Genomic DNA, 18,943 nt, shown 5'->3' with positions numbered 1-18,943 from the left:
CCCGAACTGGAGACGATGACAGGGGGCGAGGTCGTCCCGGATTCTGCGGCCTTCACGCATCTCGGCGAGCAGGTCCGGGCAGCGCTTTCCGAGCGGGGCTTTTCGACACCAACGGAGCCACAGCGTCGCGCGATTCCGCCGCTCGCAGCCGGAGAGAACGGGCTCGTGATCGCCCCGACCGGGACGGGGAAAACCGAGACCGCGATGTTGCCGGTGTTCGACGCCATCGCACAGCGGCGCGCCGAGACGCCGACCGAGGCTGGCGATCCGTACTCCGGCTTCGCGGCACTGTATATCACGCCGCTTCGCGCGCTGAACCGTGACATGCGCGAGCGACTGGAGTGGTGGGGCGAGCAGTTGGACGTGAGCGTCGACGTCCGCCACGGCGATACGACCGACTACCAGCGCAGCAAGCAGGCCGAGAACCCGCCCGACGTGCTGGTGACCACACCCGAGACCCTGCAGGCGATGTTCACCGGCTCGAAGCTCAGAGTGGGGCTGGAATCGATCGATCACGTCGTGATCGACGAGGTCCACGAACTCGCGGCGTCGAAACGCGGCGCACAACTGGCGATTGCCATGGAGCGCCTGCGCGAGGTCGCGGGTGAGTTCCAGCGGATCGGCCTCTCGGCGACGGTGGGCGATCCCGACGCGATCGCCGACTTTCTCACCGGCGGGCGCGAGCGTGCGATCCGGAGCGTCGACGTGGGGAGCCGGATCGAACTCGACGTCGAGACGCCCGAGATCACACCGATCGACGAACGCCTCGCGGGCGAGTTGATGACAAACGAATCCGTCGCAAGCCACGTCCGGCGGATCGTCGAACTCGTCGAGGCCCACGAGTCGACGCTGATCTTCGTCAATACGCGCCAGACGGCGGAAGCACTGGGATCGCGGTTCAAAACGCTCGGACCGGACGGCGAGGTGCGCGCGCTCGATACCGACGTGTCGATCGGCGTCCATCACGGCTCGCTCTCGAAGGACGCCCGGATCGACGTTGAGGACCGGTTCAAAGGGGGCGATATCGACGCCCTGCTGTGTACCTCCTCGATGGAACTGGGCATCGACGTGGGCCACGTCGATCACGTCGTGCAGTACGCCAGTCCTCGGCAGGTTTCGCGCCTGCTCCAGCGCGTCGGGAGGGCAGGTCACCGCCGCGATCAGGTCTCCTCGGGGACGGTGATCACGACGCGCCCGGACGACACGTTCGAGGCGCTGGCGATCGCCCGCCGCGCGAAAACGGGCGATGTCGAGCACCACCCGATCCACGAGGGGAGCCTCGACGCGGTCGCCAACCAGACCGTCGCGCTGGCGATGGGCCACGAGGAGATTGCAGTCGAGGACGCCTACGAACTCGTAAGCCGGGCTTACCCGTTCCGTGGACTCACCGAGTCGACGTTCAGGTCGATCGTCGAGGAGCTGGCGGGCAACCGCGTCATCTGGTACGACGAAGGCGAAGACAGGATCGAGAAAACCGGCGGGACGTGGCAGTACGTCTACGCGAACCTCTCGATGATTCCCGACGAGGAAACCTACGAGGTCCACGACGTGGCCAGTGGCTGCCAGATCGGTACGCTCGACGAGCGCTTCGTCGTCAACTTCGCGACGCAGGGCGAAGTGTTCATCCAGCGCGGCGAGATGTGGCGGATCACCGACATCGACGACGAAGAAAGCGAAGTCAAAGTCTCGCCGATCGAGGACCCGGCGGGCGAGGTCCCCTCCTGGATCGGTCAGGAGATCCCGGTCCCCGGGGCAGTCGCGGGCGAGGTCGGCGAGATGCGCCGGGTCGCCGAACCGCAGTTCGCTGGCGGCGCGGACGCCGGGCGCGTCGCGAGCGAGTTCACGCGTCGGTATCCGGCAGACGAACACACTGCTCGCGACGCTCTAACCCAGCTAGAGCGCCACGCCGAGACCGAGCATCCGATGCCGACCGACGACAGGCTCGTGATCGAACGCGAGGGCCGGACGATCGTCGTCAACGCGCCCTTCGGCCACCAGACCAACGAGACGCTCGGCCGGGTACTCTCCTCGCTGCTGGGCCAGCGCACCGGCTCGTCGATCGCGCTGGACGTCGATCCGTACCGGATCGAGCTGGAGACGCCCGGCCGGATCGAGGCCCCGGACGTCGTCGAGGTGCTCGAAACGACCGACCCGGGCCACGTCGAGACGATCATCGAGTTGAGCCTCAAACGCTCGGATACGCTGAAATTCCGGCTGGCGCAGGTCGCCGAGCAGTTCGGCCGGATCAAGCGCTGGCAGGGCGACGCGAGCGTCTCCAGCGGCCGCCTGCTCGCCGCGCTGGAGGACACGCCGGTCTACGACGAGGCGGTCCGGGAAGTGTTCCACGAGGACCTGGACGTCGCGGCGGCGAGCGACGTGCTGGCGGCGATCCAGCGCGAGGAGCTCGATGTCGAGATCGTCGGCGGGCGCACTCCGGTCGGGTCCGGGGGACGCTCCAGCGGGACCGAGCTGCTCTCGCCCGAAAACGCCGACGCGAGCGTCATCGACACCGTTCGCGAGCGGATTCAGGACGATCGAGTCATCCTGCTCTGTCTGCACTGCACGGAGTGGAAGACCGAAAAGCCAGTCCGGCGCGTCCGTGAACAGCCCAAATGCCCCGAGTGTGGGTCGACCAGAGTCGCCGCGCTGAACCCGTGGGCCGACGAGGTGGTCCAGGCGGTTCGCGCCCAGGAGAAAGACGACGAACAGGAACGCCAGACAGAGCGGGCCTACCGCGCCGGCAGTCTGGTCCAGACCCACGGGAAACAGGCGGTGATCGCACTGGCTGCCCGCGGCGTCGGCCCGCACAACGCCGCCCGGATCATCAATCGGTTGCGCGAGGACGAAGACGAGTTCTACCGGGACATCCTCGAACAGGAGCGACAGTACGCCCGAACACAGTCGTTCTGGGACTGACCAATCGGCCGAGACTGACCCCGCCCCCGGGATTGAGGGCTGTCGACGGATCCCCCAACCTCATTAGGGCCCCCGCACCAACATCGATGCATGCAATTCGCATCGGGAGCGCGCAGATACGCCGTCCCGTTGCTCGTCGCCGCGATTCCGGGCATCCTGTTCGTTCCGCCGGTCGGTCTCACGCTGGTCGCGCTCGCGGCTGGCGTGCTGTATTTCTACCGTGATCCCGACCGGCGGCCCTACGCCGAGGGCGTCGTCTCGCCGGCGGACGGGACGGTGTCGGTGATCCGCGAGGAGGACGGTCGGCTTCGCGTCGGCGTGTTCATGAACGTCTGGGACATCCACGTCAATCGCGCGCCGCTCGGCGGGGTCGTCGAGGACGTCGAGCACGTCCCGGGCGCACACCGGCCCGCCTTCTCGAAGGAGTCGGATCACAACGAGCGGGTCCACCTGCGCTTCGAGGATCACACGGTGACCCTGATCGCAGGTGCCTTCGCCCGGCGGATCCACCCCTATCCCGAGGCCGGAGCGCGCATCGAGCGGGGCGACCGGATCGGTCACATCTCCTTCGGGTCTCGTGCGGACGTCCTCTTGCCCCCCGAGTACGACCGGTCGGATCTCACAGTCGAGCGTGGCAAGACGGTGCGGGCCGGCGAGACGGTGCTGGCCCGGGAGTGAGCAGGAGACACACCCGGGAACACAAAGCTTAGTACCGGCCATCCGATGGATCCGACCATGGAGCGACGGCAGGCGCTGAAGTACATCGGCGGCGGCCTGCTCGCCGTCGGCACCGGTCGGGCGGCCCACAACACCGTCATCGGCTACGGCCGGATCACCGGGACGAACCTCACCGAGCAGGACCTGCGCCCGTTGATCGCCGAGCGCCTCGGCGCTGACGACTATCGGGCCGATCTGGGTGAGTACGCCATCTCGCTGTCCGGCGACGAACTCGCTCTCTCAGCGTCCGGCGAACGCGTCGAAACCCTGTCACTGAGCGACACAACGCCCGCCGAAGCGGCCGCCGTCGACGCCGAGTACGACCTGCCCGGCAGCCCACTCGAAGAGCTCGTCCGAGATGTCGAGACGATCCGGGCGGGCGAGTACGTCGTCGAGCCGTCGGGCTACGAGGCGTTTTTCGACCGACTGCGCGAGGTCGACACCCGAGCGCACTCGGTTGGCGCGTCCCGGAACCTGTGGACCGACGCCGACCCCGAGGTCGTCGAGGAGTTTCTCGGCTCGCCACCGACCGATCCCGAGCGCGTGGTCGTGGAACTCATGACGGCGTTCCGGGAGTACTCGAACTACGACGTGCCGCGGTATCTGGCGGGAGCCGTCGAGGACAACGTGCTGATGAGTCAGGTCGAGCTCCGGGAGTACTTCGAGTCGCCGACCGACTTCGGGGCGATCGCCGACGGCGAGAACACTGGTTTGTTCTGTACCGAGCTGACACGTCGATCTGCGGAGGCGCTACAGGCCGTCCCCGCCCACGCGGCGACCGAGCCCGTCGTCGCAGGGTACGTCCGCAACGCCCGACACAAACACGTCTACACGGCGATCGCAAGCCTGTACCGGCGGGATGGTAAGCTCGTGCTGCCGATCACGTTCGTGGATTACACCGACACGACGATGTACGACGATTTTCGGGTGACTCGGCTCACCGGCGAGGGGCTGGATGCGTACGATACGGGCCATCGGGCGACGGAGATGTTCTGGTAGCGGCTCCCACAAAAACACACACGGGATCGAAAGATGGTCCGTGAGGCTGGCACGTCTCACCCGGGTTCACGAGAAACCGGTGAACTCCACAGTTCGCAGGGCTCAGGGGACGCCAAGAACCTCGTGGCGGCGATAAAGGTACACCACACCGGCAAGGATGTTCACAAGCCAGATTGCCAAGAGAATCATCCAGAGGACAGTGGTCGGGTTCCACTCTGCATTCGCCCGGACATACTGTATATCGAAGTACGCGGCAAGTGGCAATCCGATCCAGGCACCTAACAAAACGAATCCAGCCAACGGCCCCAGACTGTCTCCCACCACTCCGGCGAAGATGAACGCCAGTGCCCAAAGAGCGGTTCCGCCGGCAACCCCATACCACCAGGTATCCGAGACGGTTGTCTCGTACTGTGCGGGATTGTGGGGTGTCGAAGGTGTGCGGGACGTTCTCCGTTGCCCTGATGAACCGGCCTTGTTGTTCCGAACTCCGCAGTTAGGACAGATTTCCGCTCTCTTTTTTATTGGCTCACCACAGGACCTGCAGAACACTTCGTCGGCTCGTTTTTGTTTTCCACTCATGAATGTGAGGTCACGAACTGCTGTTGGAACGCTTCAATGGGCCGTTCTGCTTGCATTTCGATTAACTCTGTTATACAGATATCACTTAATTATTTGCTTTATCAGGGAGCCGCAGAAACGACACCTGGGATTGATAGCTTCCCAGCGTGAACGGGTGGGCCTGTGCTCGACACGTTTGACATCCTCCCGCGCCTGAAGGGCGCGGGCGTCCGCTGTCTATCTGTCAGAGCGATGCCAGCGTCGGTTCGACCGATTCCATCGCATGCTCGAAGTGCTCGGCGGTGATCTCGATTTCGTCGGCACGCTCGTTGGCTTCTTCGGGCCCTAGCTCCGCGGCCGTCTCGCGGATCGACAACATCGACGCCTCGCGAACGATCGCCTCGATGTCCGCGCCGGTGTAGCCCTCAAGATCGTCGGCGATTTCCTCCAGATCCACATCGTCAGCGAACGGCTTGCCGCGACCGTGGACTTCGATGATCGCCCGCCGTCCCGCAGCGTTTGGCGCGGGCACCTCGACGTGGTTGTCCAGCCTGCCGGGCCGGAGCAAGGCGGGATCGATCGCGTCCTTTCGGTTTGTTGCAGCGAGCACGACCAGATTGGGGTTCTCGACCATTCCATCCAGCTCGGTCAGGAGCTGAGAAACGACGCGTTCGGTGACCTCGTGGCTGTCCTCACGCTGGGCGGCGATAGCGTCGATCTCGTCGAAGAAGACGATACTCGGCGCGGACTGGCGCGCGCGGTCGAACACCTCTCGGACGGCTTTTTCCGACTCGCCGACATACCGATCCAGCAGTTCGGGGCCGTTAACGTGGACGAAGTTGACATCGCTCTCGCCCGCGAGCGCCCGGGCGAGCAGCGTCTTTCCGGTTCCCGGTGGGCCGTGCAAGAGGACGCCGCTGGGTGGTTCCGTATTGGTCACGCTAAACAGTCGGTCGTAGGTCAGCGGCCATTCGACGGCCTCCCTGAGTGTCGATTTGGCGTCGTCGAGCCCACCGACATCGGCGAAGGAAACGTCGGGCGTCTCCGCGACCCACTCGCGCATCGCGGAGGGATCGACAGCGGCCAGCGCGTCTTCGAGATCGCTTCGCGAGACTTCGAGGTCGGCGTCATCGAGCCCATCGGGATCGGTCCGGGCGCGCCGAAGCGTCAACATCGCGGCCTCGGTGGTCAGGGCGTCGATATCCGCGCCGACGAACCCGTGTGTCTGTGCGGACAGCTTCTCGACCGAGACGTCTTCGGCGAGAGGCATTCCACGGGTGTGGACGTCGAAGATCTCCTTGCGACCCGTCTTGTCCGGGACGCCGATCTCGATCTCGCGGTCGAAGCGGCCGCCCCGACGGAGCGCCGGATCGATGGCGTCGACGCGATTGGTCGCACCGATGACGATCACGTCGCCACGCGAGTCCAGCCCATCCATCAGCGAGAGCAACTGGGCGACGACCCGGTTCTCGACGTCTCCGCCGTCCTCTCGCTGGCCGGCAATCGAGTCGATCTCGTCGAAAAAGATGATCGTGGGAGCCGACTCCTCGGCCTCCTCGAAGATCTCACGGACGTGCTCTTCGCTTTCGCCCTTGTACTTCGACATGATCTCCGGCCCGGAGACGGTGATGAACTCCGCGTCGACCTCGTGGGCCACGGCACGGGCGATCAGCGTCTTCCCGGTGCCTGGCGGACCGTAGAGCAGGACGCCCTTTGGTGGCTCGACACCGAGCCGGCGGAACAGCTCCGGTCGACTCAGCGGGAGTTCGATCATCTCGCGGACCTGTTCGAGCTCCTCGTCCAGCCCGCCGATGTCCTCGTAGCTCACCCGTTCTGGGGGCTGGGCTTCCTCGTCCCTCTCGTCGTCGCGGGCTGGTTGTTCCGTCGACATATCTGCTGGTACGTCCGGTTCCTCGTCGGATTCGACGGGGGGCGGCGTCACGACGACAACCGTCTGGTCGGTGATCCGGACCGGCCCGTCCGGCGAGGTGTCGGTGACGGTAAAGGGCTGGCTGGCGACCCGCTCCAGTGCGACCTGCTCGCCCTCGCTCACCGGGCGGTCATGCAGGTCGCGGTTGACCGCCCGCTCTATGACGCGCTGGTCGACGTCCGCGAGCGACTCGGGGGGCATAAGCTTCACCGAGATGGCGTCGCTGAGCGATCCCTGTCGAACAGTGACGGTATCGCCGATGCTGACGCCGGCGTTCGCCCGAGTATCGGCGTCGATGAGCACGGCTCCGTCCTGTACGTCGCCGCTCGCTGGCCAGACTTTCGTCGCAGTCCGGCGTTCGCCCTCGACGACGACAGTGTCGCCGCTGAGGACGCCGAGTTCGCTGCGGGCCGACTCTGGAAGGCGGGCGACGCCACGCCCGGCGTCGCGTTTCTGGGCAGCTTTGACGGTGAGGCGGACGCCACCCGATTGCTGACTCATACCCACTATTTACATCCGGTCGTTCTTGAAGTATTCCCTCTGTGGGTTCCCGGTCAGCCACGCATATCCTCGAAATGAACTCCCCTCGCCGTGCTAGCGGTTCCCTTGCTTATATGCCCGACCCGCCCTACGGTGGGACCATGGAGCTACTCGACGACACCATCGTCCCCGAGCACGCCAGGGACGTCAAACAGGAGGCCCGCGAGTTCGCCAACGAGCATATCAAGCCAAATGCCGAAGAGTACTTTCGCAAGGGCGAGTACCCCCACGACATCCTCGAAGCCGGACAGGACGCCGGACTGGTCGCACAGGATCTCGGCGAGGATCTGGGCGGGCGGGATCTCTCGCTCACCGAGGTACTGGCGATCGCCGAGGAGTTCTACAGGGCCGACGCCGGGATCGCCCTGACGCTCCAGCTCGCCAGTTTCGGCGCGGAGATCGTCGAAGAGCACGGCAGCGAGGCACAGAAAGAGGAGTATCTCCGCCCGGTCGCCGAAGGGGAGCAGATCACCGGCCTCGCAGTGTCCGAACCCGACACCGGCAGTGATCTGGCGGGGATGCAGACCACCGCCGAGAAAGACGGCGACGAGTACGTCATCAACGGCGAGAAGTACTGGATCGGCAACGGGGTCGAAGGCGACTGGCTGACGCTCTATGCGCGGACCGACGACGACGAGAACAACCGCTACGGCAACCACTCGATGTTCATCATCCCGACCGAAGGGGAGGGGTTCCACGCAGAGCATATCCCGGAGAAGATGGGCTTTCGTGCCTCCAAACAGGCCCACATCGTCTTCGACGACTTCCGGATCCCCGAGGAGAATCTCGTGGGAGCGGAAGGCGCTGGCTTCTGGATGGTTGCCGATTTCTTCAACCACGGCCGTGTCGTCGTCGCGGGCCATGGCATCGGTCTGGCCGCCGCCGCAATCGAGGAGACGTGGGAGTTCATCCACGACCGCGAAGGGTTCGGTCGGAACATCAGCGAGTTCCAGGCCGTCCAGCACGGCGTCGCGGACATGCGCATGGAGTTCGAGAGCGCCCGTGCGCTCACCTGGCGCGCCGCCGAGAAGGTCGAAGCGGGTGAGGATCCCGGTCTCTGGGCCGCCATGGCCAAGACGAAAGCCACCGAAACGGCGACGGATTGTGCCGAACAGGGGATGCAGTTCCACGGCGGGCGCTCCGTGCTCACCGATCGCCGGATCGCTCGCGTCTACCGCGACGTGCGCGTCCCCGTGATCTACGAGGGCGCAAACGAGATCCAGCGGAACCTGATCTACCGGCAGTCCTGAGCAGACCGTCGTAGCGGTCGACCGCTACGCATACGTTTATATGATATTGTGCACTTTGGACAATACATGCCGAACACATCGGATAGCGTCGACTCCCTCGGAATCGTCCTCGAAACCGCTGACCCCGAACGTGCGTGGAACGCGCTCCGACTCGGTATCACGGCACTCGAAGACGGAAAAGACGTCTCCGTCTTCCTGCTCGGCGAGGGCGTCGAGGCCGAGGAGATCACCGACAACGACGAGTTCGACGTTCGCGACCGGATGGAGGCGTTCGACGAGGCAGGTGGCGAACTGCTCGCCTGTGGTACCTGTCTGGAGATCCGCAACAGCGAGGGCAGCGACGTCTGTCCCGTCTCGACGATGTCGGACCTGCTCGATGTCGTCACGACGTCGGATCGTGTGCTGACGATCGGGTGAACTACCCCTGCCTACTCGCCGGCGTTGGCGGCTCCTTGAGGCAGGGGGCTAAGCGCCTACAATCACCTAATACAGACGGTGATCACCGTGCAACACCTGTTGGAGTGTTACACTTCAGTTTTCGAAGTTTTATACTTCGAAGATTGAAGTCAGGGTTCGATCGTCAGAACAGCGCCGAAAGCACACGATCGACGATACCAGATGGCGGCGGCGTCTCGCCGTCCCCGTACTCCTCGTAGAGATAGGCGACAATGTCGTCACTTTCGGGCATTCCCTCGATCCCGTTCGATCGGTCCACCAGCACCGGGACGCCGCGCTGGCCGCTCGCCGCGTGGACGGCGTCCCGGTCGCTCCGCGAGCGCGGAACGTCGTGGGTCTGGTAGTCGAGATCGAGGTCGTCGAGCGCGCGGCGCACTTTCGCACAGTACGGACAGCCCTGCAGGTTGTACAGTTCGAGTTCTGGGGGCGAATCTGTCATACTGGTTGTCCGGACTCGACGATCCAGTGTGTTTCGGTCACCGCTCGAACCGATTCGGAGCCATCCGACGAGCGCATCGAAGCAAGATGCAACAATCGATACTATGCCTCGTACTATACACCCACATGCGTCGTCGCGGGTCGGCGCGCGGACGAACGGAGGCTACCATCATGAGAGCACGATCTGACCGTTCGGACTCGGATGCACCGGCACGGAACAGCCGACCGACTGGCGGGGGTGCATAGCATGGCCGAACTCCAGCAGTTCACCGAAGGGCGGGGGATCGGTCTGTCCGTCCTCGGGATGGTGCTGCTGATCATCGGCGGCGCGATGCTGTACCACTCGGTGATGCCGACTGCCGGTGCTATGATACTGGTACTCGCGTTTCTGTGTATGCTCGCTGTCGTGGCCTTCGTGTAGGGAAAACGTTTGTATCACCCTGCCCTACTCTTCTCTGTGCCACTCGACGAAACCGACGCCGAGATCTTGCGCCTGCTGGTCGAAGACGCCAGTCGATCCTACCGCGAGATCGGCGAGGAAGTCGACCTGACAGCACCGAGCGTCTCCGACCGGGTCGAGCAACTGCGCGAGTTCGGCGTCCTCGAACGCTTTACCGTCGCCGTCGACCAGTCGATGTTCGAGAACAGCGCGGCACGGCTCGTCGACGTGCAGGTCGGGCCGGGCGAGGCCGACGGACTGGCCGGGGCGCTCGCCGGTATCGACGGCGTCGAGCACGTGATCCGCACGGAGAGCGAACGCGTCGTCGCCCAGACACACCTCCCGGACGACGAGGTGCGGGCGCTACTCGGGGAGCATCTCGCCGAGCGAACGGTCGTCGAGTACAGCATCGAGGGCGTCGTCGAGTCGGCGTGGAACCCCGACCTGCGCGGCGGCGAGTTCGCCGTCGACTGCGTGGAGTGTGGCAAGACCGTCGAGGGCGAGGGCGTCACGGTCGAACGGAACGGTCACCGGTACGTTCTCTGCTGTCACTCCTGTGAGTCGCTGTTTCTGGAACGGTATGAGGAGCTAGAAGACGGTGTCGATGCCTGATCGACCCCTGGTTCGTTAGGCCACAGACCACACGCATTCGAGATTCGTTAGGGACAACCCGCTTGAGTATAGACCCCGTAGCTAGCAACAGCAATGAATACAGCCCACGTCGAGATCGCCGGGATGTCGTGTGCGACCTGTTCCGGATCGGTCGAGGAGGCCGTCGGCGCACTGGCGGGCGTCGAGTCGGTCAGCGCGAACTTCGCGACCGACGACGGAACCGTCACGTACGATCCCGACGCTGTCTCGCTCGGCGAGATCTATGCGGCGATCGAGGAGGCGGGCTACGAGCCCGAGAAAGCGTCTGCTTCGGTCGGGATCGCCGGAATGAGCTGTTCTACCTGTGCGGAGTCGAACCGTGAGGCGATCGAGTCGGTTCCGGGCGTGATCGAGGCGAACGTCAACTTTGCGACCGACGAGGCACAGGTCGTCTACAACCCGGTCGACGCATCGCTCGCTGACGTCTACGACGCGATCGAGGACGCGGGGTTCGAGCCGGATCGCCCCAGCGGCGAGGAGGGGACCGACCTCGCCGAGGAACGCGAAAGCGCCGTCGAGCGCGAGTTGAACAAACAGCGAAAGCTCGTCATCGGTGGCGGGCTTCTCTCGATACCCTTCATCGGCGTGATGATCGAGATGTTCTTCCCGGGCGTCCTGCCGAGCGTCCTCGTCGCGCCCGGCTGGGTCGAGTTCGTTCTTGCGACAGCGCTGATGGCGACGCTCGGCAAGGAGTTCATCGTCGGGGCCTACGAGGCCGCCGTCAACACCGGTCGCGCAAACATGGACACGCTGGTCGCGGTCGGTACCTCCGCCGGCTACATCTACTCGACCGGCGTGGTGGCGGGGCTGATCCCCGGCGGGCTCTACTTCGAGGCCGTCGCGATCATCCTCTGGTTCATCACGCTCGGCAACTGGCTCGAAGCGCGCTCGAAGGCCCGCGCGAGCGATGCGCTCCGGACGCTGCTGGAGATGGAGGCCGACGAGGCGACGTTGGTAGTGGATGGTGAAGAACAGGTCGTCCCGGTCGAGGATATCGAGGTCGGCGACGTGATGAAAGTCCGCCCCGGCGACCAGATCCCCACGGACGGCGTCGTCGTCGACGGCCAGAGCGCGGTCGACGAGTCGATGGTGACCGGCGAGTCGGTCCCGGTCGAAAAAGGCGTCGGCGACGAGGTCGTCGGCTCGACGATCAACGAGAACGGTGTTCTACTGGTCGAGGCGACACAGGTCGGCAAGGACACCGCGATCCAGCAGATCGTCCAGCGCGTCAAGGAGGCCCAGGCGCGCCAGCCCGACGTACAGCGACTCGTCGACACGGTCTCGGCGTACTTCGTTCCCGCCGTAATCGTCAACGCCATCGTCTGGGCGATCGTCTGGGCGTTCGCACCCGACGTGCTCTACAGCGTCTCCGCGTGGCTGGGCGGCCTGTTACCGTACCTCGATCCGGTCGGGGGCGGACCGGTCGCGGGCGGGGTCTCGACGCTGGAGTTCTCGATGGTCGTGCTCGCCAGCGCCCTGCTGATCGCCTGCCCCTGTGCCCTCGGGCTGGCGACGCCCGCGGCAACGATGGTCGGCTCGACGATCAGCGCCACCAACGGCGTCCTGTTCAAGGGGGCCGATATCCTCGAACGGGTCCGGGGCGTCGACGCCGTGGTCTTCGACAAGACAGGGACGCTCACCCACGGCGACATGGTGCTGACCGACGTCGTGCCGATTCGCGGCGAAACGGGGATGAGCGGCGTGGCAGCAGACGGATCCGGAGAGGAACGGCCCGACGGCGGCGCAGTCATCGGCGACGACCGAGGGGACGAGTTCGGCGAAGACGACGTGCTGGCGGTCGCCGCCAGCGTCGAATCCGATTCCGAACACCCGCTCGCACAGGCCATCGTCGAGGGCGCACAGGAACGGGGTATCGAGATCGACGACGCGAGCGCGTTCGAGAACGTCCCCGGCCACGGCGTCCGCGCCGAAACGGCCCGCGGCGAGGCGCTGGTCGGGAACCGCAAACTGATGCGGGACAACGGAATCGACCCCGAGCCCGCCGTGGAGCGGATGGAGCGGCTCGAACGCGACGGCAAGACCGCGATGCTGGTCGCACTCGACGGCGAGCTAATCGGTGTCGTCGCCACGGCCGACACCGTCCGCGAGAGCGCGAAAGAGACCATCGCGGCCCTGCAAGAGCGCGGGCTCGATCCCGTGATGCTGACCGGCGACAACGAACGAACCGCCCACGCGGTGGCCAAACAGCTGGGGATCGACCCCGAGAACGTCTACGCGGAGGTGCTCCCCGACGAGAAGGCCGATACTATCGAGCGAATTCAGGGAGACGGTCGGCGGGCGATCATGGTCGGTGACGGCGTCAACGACGCGCCCGCGCTCACGACGGCCCACGTCGGCATCGTCATCGGAAGCGGGACCGATGTGGCCATCGAGAGCGCCGACGTGACGCTGATGCGTGACGACCCCGCCGACGTGCTCAAAGCGATCCGGATCTCGGAAGCAACCATCTCGAAGGTCTGGCAGAACCTCTTCTGGGCCTTCGCGTACAACGTCACGCTCATTCCGATTGCCTCGCTGGGGCTGCTCAACCCCGCGCTGGCCGGACTGGCGATGACCGGTTCCAGCCTCTCGGTGATGGGCAACAGCCTCGCGTTCCGCGGCTACGATCCCCACGAGGACTACCATCTCGCCGTGACGAGGCCGTTCCGCGCCCTTGCGGAGGTGGTTCGATGAGCGATCGGCTCTCACGCCGGTCCGTACTCGCCACTGCGTCCGCGGTCGCCGCCGTTTCGGTGGCAGGGTGTCTCGGCGGTGACAGCACGGAGGAGTGGGCCCACCCGGGGACGCTTTCGGCCACTGCACACCAGTACAACAGCCCGAACTGCGACTGCTGTGACGTGTACGAACAGTATCTCGACGACCATCTCGATGGGTCACTTTCCGCATCCGTCCCGGAAGAGATCGGCGCGGTAAAGGCCGATCTCGGTGTTCCCGGGGACCTGCAAAGCTGCCACACCGTCGAGATTGGGCCGTACTTCGTCGAGGGACACGTTCCGGTCGAAACGATCGCGACGTTGCTCGACGACGCCCCGGATATCGCCGGTATCGCGCTGCCCGGAATGCCCGCCGGCTCGCCGGGGATGGGCGGAGAGAAAGAGGGGACGTGGACCGTCTACGCAGTCGGTGCTGACGGCGGCGTCGAGCCGTTCGTGCAGCTTTGAGAGCCAGCCACGAGCCAAAAAACACTTACAAACTGGCTAGCAATTGCTTGCCAGATGAATCGACGAAGTGTCCTCGCTGGCGCTGGCGCGGTCGGACTCGCATCGCTGTCTGGCTGTCTCGGACTGGCCGGACTGGACGACCACGAATCGACGGCAGGGGGTGTCGACGCCGACACCCGTGAGAGCACCGACTACCAGCAGATCGGGATCGACAACATCACCATCGAGGAATCGGTTGGCGTCGGCCCAGTCGAGGAGTCTGTCCGGGTCGTGAACTACCTGACAGAACACGAGAAATCGATCGATATGGGGCCGCTCGGCGAACAGCGCGGCGCGGTGTTCATGGTGTTGACGACGCCCCAGATCGGGATTCCGAACTACCAGTTCAACCCGGTCGAAGACATGTCGACGCGCGAACTCGTCGATCTGGTCGAGAATAACTACGACGAGATGGACGACATCGAACACCAGGAAGACTATTCGATGACGATCTTGGACCAGGAGACGACCGCCTCGCGGTTCACCGCCAGCGCGCAGTTCGACGGCGAAGACGTCGACGTCTATCTCCACGTCAGCGAGGCCGTCGAAACCGACGACGACCTGCTCGTGACGATCGGCGTCTACCCCCAACAGGTCAGCGCACAGGAACAGGAAAACATCGACTCGCTGATGGAGGGCGTCGTCGAGACTGCCGACGGTGCCGAAGAGGCCGTCGAGGACGACGGCAGTGACGAACAGGCAGACGACGGCGGAGATGGTGACGAAGCAGATGACGGCGGTGAAGAAGACGACAGCGATAACGATACTGACGAGGAAGACGACGACGGTCTGGTCTAGACCTGTCCGTCGATCCACTCCAGCAGGTCGGCGTGTTCGTCCGGTCCGATTCCGTGACCCGTCTCGTAGGTTCTCGATGTCACTGGTGTGCCGATCTCACTCAACCGGGTGGCGGCCGCCTCCGTGCGTCCCGGCGGGATGATCTGGTCCTGATTGCCGCCCGCGATAAACACCGGCGTGTTCTCGATACCGTCCGGGTCGAGTTCGCAGTGTGAGTCCGGAAGATAGCAGTGGAGCGCGGCGACCCAGTCGTACTTCTCCGGTGTTTCGAGGAGCAAGGAGAGGCTCGTGATCCCACCCTGACTGAAGCCCAGCAGGCCGATCCGGTCGGCATCGAGGTTGTATGCTTCGACGGCAGTCTCGATCGACTCGTCGACCAGATCGAGGCTCCGGCGGAACTGCTCGGGATGGGGCTGGCTCTGGTGGAGCCCGCCGCCCGAGAGGTCGAGTTCGTACCAGGTGTAGCCGCCCTGTAGCGGGTCCGGTGCGCGAAGGCTAAGGACGAACAGCTCGTCAGGAAGCCGTTGTGCGATCGGCAGGAGGTCGGTTTCGTCTGCACCGCGACCGTGGAGAATGACGACAGCGGGATGAGGTCCCTCTCCGTCGGCGGCGATCGTTCGGTGTTCGAGCGGTAGCTCCGGTGTATCTGTCATGGATGCATGCAGGAGGTCAAACGGCTTGAACCCCCTGAAAGGGGCGAGGATGTGGCCGACTATCACGGCGGTTGGGCAAACGCCGACGTTATACGTCCCAGACCGCTATCACGGACAATGAGCGAGCAGACGGAGTACAGCGACGGGGACCTCCGGAACACCGGGATGTCCCTCAAGCACGACCGAGAGTGGGATTACGAACTCGACCGGATCGTCGAGGCAGTCGAGGAGCGCGACGCAAAGAAAGTAGGTCTACAGTTCCCCGAAGGACTCAAACGCCGCGGGCCGGACGTCGCCGACGACCTGCGCCAGTTGCTCGACGACGACGTGATGATCCTGCTTTCGGGCCAGCCCTGTTACGGTGCCTGCGATCTGGACACCTTCATGATGCGCCGGACTGACGTGTTCGTCCACTTCGGGCACAGCCCGATGAAGGAGTCGGACAAGATCATCTACGTACCCCTCTTCTCGAACGTCGACGTCATGCCGATCATGGAGGAGGCCAAGGCGGAGCTCACCGACCCGGACGACGATCCGGACGTGGGGCTCGTGACGACTGCCCAGCACATGAACCGCTTCGAGGAGATGGCCGACTGGCTCGAAGAGCGTGGCTACGAGGTTCACACCCGCCGCGGTGACGAGCGACTGACCCACGAGGGGCAGGTGCTTGGCTGTAACTACGCCTCGGCGGACGTCGACGCCGACCAGATCCTCTACGTCGGCGGCGGCAAGTTCCACCCGCTCGGACTGGCGATGGAACATCCCGACAAGAACGTCATCATCGCGGATCCGGTCAACAACGTCGTGACGATCGCCGACACGGAGAAGTTCATGAAACAGCGCTACGCCACGGTCCACAAGGCGATGGACGCCGAGACGTTCGGCGTCATCTTCTGTACCAAGATCGGGCAGGGGCGGATGGATCAGGCCGAAGCGATCCTCGAAGACAACGACGACGCCTACCTGATCACGATGGACGAGGTGACGCCCGATCGGCTGCGTAACTTCGGCTTCGACGCGTACGTCAACACCGGCTGTCCCCGGATCACGACCGACGACGGCCCGCAGTTCCACAAACCGATGCTCACGCCCGGCGAGTATCAGATCGCCGTCGGAAACAAACCGCTCGACGAGCTGAGCTTCGACACGTTCCACGGCACCTGGTAGTACCCGAGCCCAGGTCACACCCGAAGAAAGGCAGCTCTCCTCTCTCCACACTGGTCAGATATGAAATAATTAGGGGAACAGTCATGAGTATGCGGTAAGAAAACGTCGCCAATGAGCCAGGACGACTCCGACGGCCTGCCCGACAACAGGCTGTTCGAGCTATACGAGCAGTACATCGGCGAACCGGACACGCAGACTGACGTTTACCTCGGCTTCGGGCTGTTCTTCATCGGCGTCGCCCTCGCCGTGATCGCGGCGATCACCTTCGTGACGGGTGTTGCAGCCTTCGGGTATCGTGAGGGCTCGTACTTCCTCTTTGCGAACGTCGCCTTTGTCGCCGCGTTGCTCTCCTTACCGGTCTTATTGCTCGGCATCGACGTCCTGTTGCCGGTCAAACAGAAGGCAGTTATCGCCTCGGCAGGCGGTGTGCTGGTCACCGTCGTTGCCTCGGCTGCGTTCTCGTGGTACTACCCCAGCCAGTGGGCCGAGTTCGGCGCATCGACGATGCTCGCAATTCTCGGCACGTACGGCGTCGGACTGGCAGTAGTTGCGGCTGCAACCGGGGCCGCCCTGGTGGCCCACCAGCTGGAGCGGGCAAAACCACACCCATCCGAGATCGAGGGGATCGAAGAGGAGCAAGAGGAAGAATCGATCAGCGATGCAGAGATCGAACAGGACATCGAAGCGGCCATGGACGGTGTCGAGATGTCGTGGGGTGGCGTCGAGAAACACGAGTCCAAACGGCTCTCGTTCAGCACCGAGGACTCGTTTGAGGCGGCAAACGTCGACGTCGAGGCCGAAACCACCCGAGAGAGCGGTGGTGTCGACGCACAGGTCAGCGGTCTGAAGGCGCTCAAGGGGGGTGATACGAAGACTGCGACCTCCTCGTCGACGGTCGACGACCAGACCACGAAGCTCAACGAGTTGCGTCAGCAACGGAAAGAAGAGCAGGCAGCGGAGAGCAACGAGGGCGTCCTCGCGGAGCTGGGGCTGCTCGATCGGCTTCGGGCACTCGTCGGTCGGAACTGATCGACATTCCATCGCTTCTGTTATATTTACTTGCCCGGAAGTTCTGTAAATATTTCACATAGTTTTATTGTATGGGGGCAAAGTTGTATCGTATATGGCGAAAGGCCTAGACGTCGGCACAATGAACATCCTGTCGGCACAGCAGGATGGTAACGACACCGTCTTCGTGCAACAGCGCAACTCCTTCGTCGAGATCGACTACTCGGATATGGCCGAGCAGATGCTCTCGCGAAGCGAAGTCCTCCACATCCGCAAGGACGACAAGGTCTACGTCGTCGGTGACGACGCGCTCAATTTCGCGAATATCTTCAACCGTGAGACGCGCCGTCCGATGCAACACGGCATCCTCTCTTCCGACGAGAAATCGGCAATCCCGATGATGAAGCTCATCATCGAGCAGGTCGTCGGCGAGCCGAATCATCCGGGCGAGAAGCTGTATTTCTCCTCGCCCGCGGATCCGATCGACTCGGATCTGTCGACGCTGTATCACCAGAAGACCCTCGAATCCTTCATCAACGACATGGGCTACGACGCCGAGCCCATCAACGAGGGGATGGCGGTCATCTACAGCGAGCTCGCTGACAACGACTTCACCGGGCTCGGTATCAGCTTCGGTGCCGGGATGACCAACGTCTGTCTGGCCTACTACGCGGTGCCGGTCATGAAGTTCTCGGTCGCCCGCGGTGGCGACTGGGTCGACGAACAGGCCGCACAGGCGACGGGGACGCCGGTCGACAAGGTCACCTCGATCAAGGAAGACGACTTCGAGCTGGACTTCACGACCGATGTCGGTGGCGTCGAGGGCGCACTCAGCATCTATTACGAGAACCTGCTCGATTACGTCATCGACCTGATCGTCAAGGAGGTCGACGAGGAAGACGTCGAGGAAGGTCTGGACGTCCCGGTCGTCGTCACCGGCGGCACATCCAGCCCCGATGGGTTCGAAGATCTGTTCCGCGACCACCTGCAGGACGCGAACATCCCGTTCTCGATCAGCGGTGTCAGTCACGCCAACGAGCCGCTGTACAGCGTTGCACGCGGTGGCCTCGTTGCCGCCCGCTCGGACGAGGAAGCGCCCGCAGCCGAGGAAGAAGAAGCCGCGACCGCAGACGAGTAACGCTACCCCGCGATATTTTTTCGACGACGTGCCGATAGCGACTGCGGGAAGGTTTTTGTAGGGG

Annotated in this window: 17 protein-coding genes; 13 read left to right on the top strand and 4 right to left on the bottom strand. The window is 64.0% G+C overall.

Translation table 11 applies throughout. The features are described 5' to 3' along the window. The first annotated feature begins 15 nt into the window (after positions 1-15). From AArcSt11_RS04885 to AArcSt11_RS04875, 3 genes are all read left to right on the top strand, one after another. Complete coding sequence (locus AArcSt11_RS04885; protein WP_250595133.1) at positions 16-2,916, top strand: DEAD/DEAH box helicase; 2,901 nt, start codon at positions 16-18, stop codon at positions 2,914-2,916. 90 nt (positions 2,917-3,006) lie between these two features. After that, positions 3,007-3,594, top strand: a complete 588-nt coding sequence (locus tag AArcSt11_RS04880; protein WP_250595131.1) for a protein sorting system archaetidylserine decarboxylase — start codon at positions 3,007-3,009, stop codon at positions 3,592-3,594. Positions 3,595-3,651: 57 nt separating this feature from the next. Then, positions 3,652-4,632 carry a hypothetical protein gene (locus AArcSt11_RS04875; protein ID WP_250595130.1) on the top strand — a complete coding sequence of 327 codons (981 nt, stop codon included), beginning with the start codon at positions 3,652-3,654 and terminating at the stop codon, positions 4,630-4,632. Between the two features lie 102 nt (positions 4,633-4,734). On the opposite strand, the gene AArcSt11_RS04870 is transcribed toward AArcSt11_RS04875, so the two are convergent. Continuing rightward, positions 4,735-5,211 carry a zinc ribbon domain-containing protein gene (locus tag AArcSt11_RS04870; RefSeq protein WP_250595129.1) on the bottom strand — a complete coding sequence of 159 codons (477 nt, stop codon included), beginning with the start codon at positions 5,209-5,211 and terminating at the stop codon, positions 4,735-4,737. A gap of 223 nt (positions 5,212-5,434) precedes the next feature. Beyond that, positions 5,435-7,621, bottom strand: coding sequence for a CDC48 family AAA ATPase (locus AArcSt11_RS04865; RefSeq protein WP_250595128.1), 2,187 nt, complete (start codon positions 7,619-7,621; stop codon positions 5,435-5,437). A 140-nt stretch (positions 7,622-7,761) separates the two neighbouring features. Here AArcSt11_RS04865 and AArcSt11_RS04860 point away from each other — a divergent pair, with 140 nt between their 5' ends. Beyond that, positions 7,762-8,910, top strand: coding sequence for an acyl-CoA dehydrogenase family protein (locus tag AArcSt11_RS04860; protein WP_250595127.1), 1,149 nt, complete (start codon positions 7,762-7,764; stop codon positions 8,908-8,910). A gap of 66 nt (positions 8,911-8,976) precedes the next feature. Further along, positions 8,977-9,327: a DsrE family protein gene (locus AArcSt11_RS04855; RefSeq protein ID WP_250595126.1), complete on the top strand. Its 351-nt coding sequence runs from the start codon at positions 8,977-8,979 to the stop codon at positions 9,325-9,327. A gap of 163 nt (positions 9,328-9,490) precedes the next feature. Here the strand turns inward: AArcSt11_RS04855 and AArcSt11_RS04850 are convergent, their stop codons facing one another. Next, positions 9,491-9,805 (bottom strand): glutathione S-transferase N-terminal domain-containing protein, encoded by a 315-nt coding sequence (locus tag AArcSt11_RS04850; RefSeq protein WP_250595125.1) that lies wholly within the window; start codon positions 9,803-9,805, stop codon positions 9,491-9,493. A gap of 201 nt (positions 9,806-10,006) precedes the next feature. Between AArcSt11_RS04850 and AArcSt11_RS04845 the strand changes: the two genes are divergently transcribed. The 5 genes from AArcSt11_RS04845 (at position 10,007) to AArcSt11_RS04825 (ending at position 14,913) form a co-directional block, all read left to right on the top strand. Beyond that, on the top strand, positions 10,007-10,225 hold the full coding sequence (locus AArcSt11_RS04845) for a hypothetical protein (protein ID WP_250595124.1): 219 nt from the start codon (positions 10,007-10,009) through the stop codon (positions 10,223-10,225). Between the two features lie 36 nt (positions 10,226-10,261). After that, positions 10,262-10,855 carry an AsnC family transcriptional regulator gene (locus tag AArcSt11_RS04840; protein ID WP_250595123.1) on the top strand — a complete coding sequence of 198 codons (594 nt, stop codon included), beginning with the start codon at positions 10,262-10,264 and terminating at the stop codon, positions 10,853-10,855. A gap of 93 nt (positions 10,856-10,948) precedes the next feature. Continuing rightward, the gene (locus AArcSt11_RS04835; protein WP_250595122.1) at positions 10,949-13,588 is read left to right on the top strand and encodes a heavy metal translocating P-type ATPase; all 2,640 of its coding nucleotides are present in this window, start codon (positions 10,949-10,951) and stop codon (positions 13,586-13,588) included. Further along, positions 13,585-14,076 carry a DUF411 domain-containing protein gene (locus AArcSt11_RS04830; RefSeq protein WP_250595121.1) on the top strand — a complete coding sequence of 164 codons (492 nt, stop codon included), beginning with the start codon at positions 13,585-13,587 and terminating at the stop codon, positions 14,074-14,076. Before AArcSt11_RS04835 ends, AArcSt11_RS04830 begins: the two co-directional genes overlap by 4 nt. Before the next feature lie 54 nt (positions 14,077-14,130). Next, complete coding sequence (locus tag AArcSt11_RS04825) at positions 14,131-14,913, top strand: DUF6517 family protein (protein WP_250595120.1); 783 nt, start codon at positions 14,131-14,133, stop codon at positions 14,911-14,913. Here the strand turns inward: AArcSt11_RS04825 and AArcSt11_RS04820 are convergent. Then, positions 14,910-15,566 (bottom strand): alpha/beta hydrolase, encoded by a 657-nt coding sequence (locus tag AArcSt11_RS04820; RefSeq protein WP_250595119.1) that lies wholly within the window; start codon positions 15,564-15,566, stop codon positions 14,910-14,912. The two genes, AArcSt11_RS04825 and AArcSt11_RS04820, sit on opposite strands and share 4 nt — an antisense overlap. A gap of 117 nt (positions 15,567-15,683) precedes the next feature. Here AArcSt11_RS04820 and dph2 point away from each other — a divergent pair, with 117 nt between their 5' ends. The 3 genes from dph2 (at position 15,684) to AArcSt11_RS04805 (ending at position 18,879) form a co-directional block, all read left to right on the top strand. After that, positions 15,684-16,733: a diphthamide biosynthesis enzyme Dph2 gene (gene dph2, locus AArcSt11_RS04815; protein ID WP_250595117.1), complete on the top strand. Its 1,050-nt coding sequence runs from the start codon at positions 15,684-15,686 to the stop codon at positions 16,731-16,733. Between the two features lie 111 nt (positions 16,734-16,844). After that, positions 16,845-17,762: a cell division protein CdpA domain-containing protein gene (locus tag AArcSt11_RS04810; protein WP_250595115.1), complete on the top strand. Its 918-nt coding sequence runs from the start codon at positions 16,845-16,847 to the stop codon at positions 17,760-17,762. A gap of 94 nt (positions 17,763-17,856) precedes the next feature. Next, positions 17,857-18,879: a disk-shape morphogenesis protein volactin gene (locus AArcSt11_RS04805; RefSeq protein WP_250595113.1), complete on the top strand. Its 1,023-nt coding sequence runs from the start codon at positions 17,857-17,859 to the stop codon at positions 18,877-18,879. The last annotated feature ends 64 nt before the right edge of the window (positions 18,880-18,943 follow it).

This window comes from Natranaeroarchaeum aerophilus (assembly GCF_023638055.1).
In the GTDB taxonomy this organism is placed as follows: domain Archaea; phylum Halobacteriota; class Halobacteria; order Halobacteriales; family Natronoarchaeaceae; genus Natranaeroarchaeum; species Natranaeroarchaeum aerophilum.
The sequence above is the reverse complement of the archived record's forward strand: the minus strand, read 5'-3'. Positions and strand labels throughout refer to the sequence as shown.

Bases quoted from the DNA above. Each gene is read 5' to 3' on its own strand.
- AArcSt11_RS04885 (WP_250595133.1), top strand. From the start codon at position 16: ATGACAGGGGGCGAGGTCGTCCCGGATTCTGCGGCCTTCACGCATCTC.
- AArcSt11_RS04880 (WP_250595131.1), top strand. From the start codon at position 3,007: ATGCAATTCGCATCGGGAGCGCGCAGATACGCCGTCCCGTTGCTCGTC.
- AArcSt11_RS04875 (WP_250595130.1), top strand. From the start codon at position 3,652: ATGGAGCGACGGCAGGCGCTGAAGTACATCGGCGGCGGCCTGCTCGCC.
- AArcSt11_RS04870 (WP_250595129.1), bottom strand. From the start codon at position 5,211: ATGAGTGGAAAACAAAAACGAGCCGACGAAGTGTTCTGCAGGTCCTGT.
- AArcSt11_RS04865 (WP_250595128.1), bottom strand. From the start codon at position 7,621: ATGAGTCAGCAATCGGGTGGCGTCCGCCTCACCGTCAAAGCTGCCCAG.
- AArcSt11_RS04860 (WP_250595127.1), top strand. From the start codon at position 7,762: ATGGAGCTACTCGACGACACCATCGTCCCCGAGCACGCCAGGGACGTC.
- AArcSt11_RS04855 (WP_250595126.1), top strand. From the start codon at position 8,977: ATGCCGAACACATCGGATAGCGTCGACTCCCTCGGAATCGTCCTCGAA.
- AArcSt11_RS04850 (WP_250595125.1), bottom strand. From the start codon at position 9,805: ATGACAGATTCGCCCCCAGAACTCGAACTGTACAACCTGCAGGGCTGT.
- AArcSt11_RS04845 (WP_250595124.1), top strand. From the start codon at position 10,007: ATGCACCGGCACGGAACAGCCGACCGACTGGCGGGGGTGCATAGCATG.
- AArcSt11_RS04835 (WP_250595122.1), top strand. From the start codon at position 10,949: ATGAATACAGCCCACGTCGAGATCGCCGGGATGTCGTGTGCGACCTGT.
- AArcSt11_RS04830 (WP_250595121.1), top strand. From the start codon at position 13,585: ATGAGCGATCGGCTCTCACGCCGGTCCGTACTCGCCACTGCGTCCGCG.
- AArcSt11_RS04825 (WP_250595120.1), top strand. From the start codon at position 14,131: ATGAATCGACGAAGTGTCCTCGCTGGCGCTGGCGCGGTCGGACTCGCA.
- AArcSt11_RS04820 (WP_250595119.1), bottom strand. From the start codon at position 15,566: ATGACAGATACACCGGAGCTACCGCTCGAACACCGAACGATCGCCGCC.
- dph2 (WP_250595117.1), top strand. From the start codon at position 15,684: ATGAGCGAGCAGACGGAGTACAGCGACGGGGACCTCCGGAACACCGGG.
- AArcSt11_RS04810 (WP_250595115.1), top strand. From the start codon at position 16,845: ATGAGCCAGGACGACTCCGACGGCCTGCCCGACAACAGGCTGTTCGAG.
- AArcSt11_RS04805 (WP_250595113.1), top strand. From the start codon at position 17,857: ATGGCGAAAGGCCTAGACGTCGGCACAATGAACATCCTGTCGGCACAG.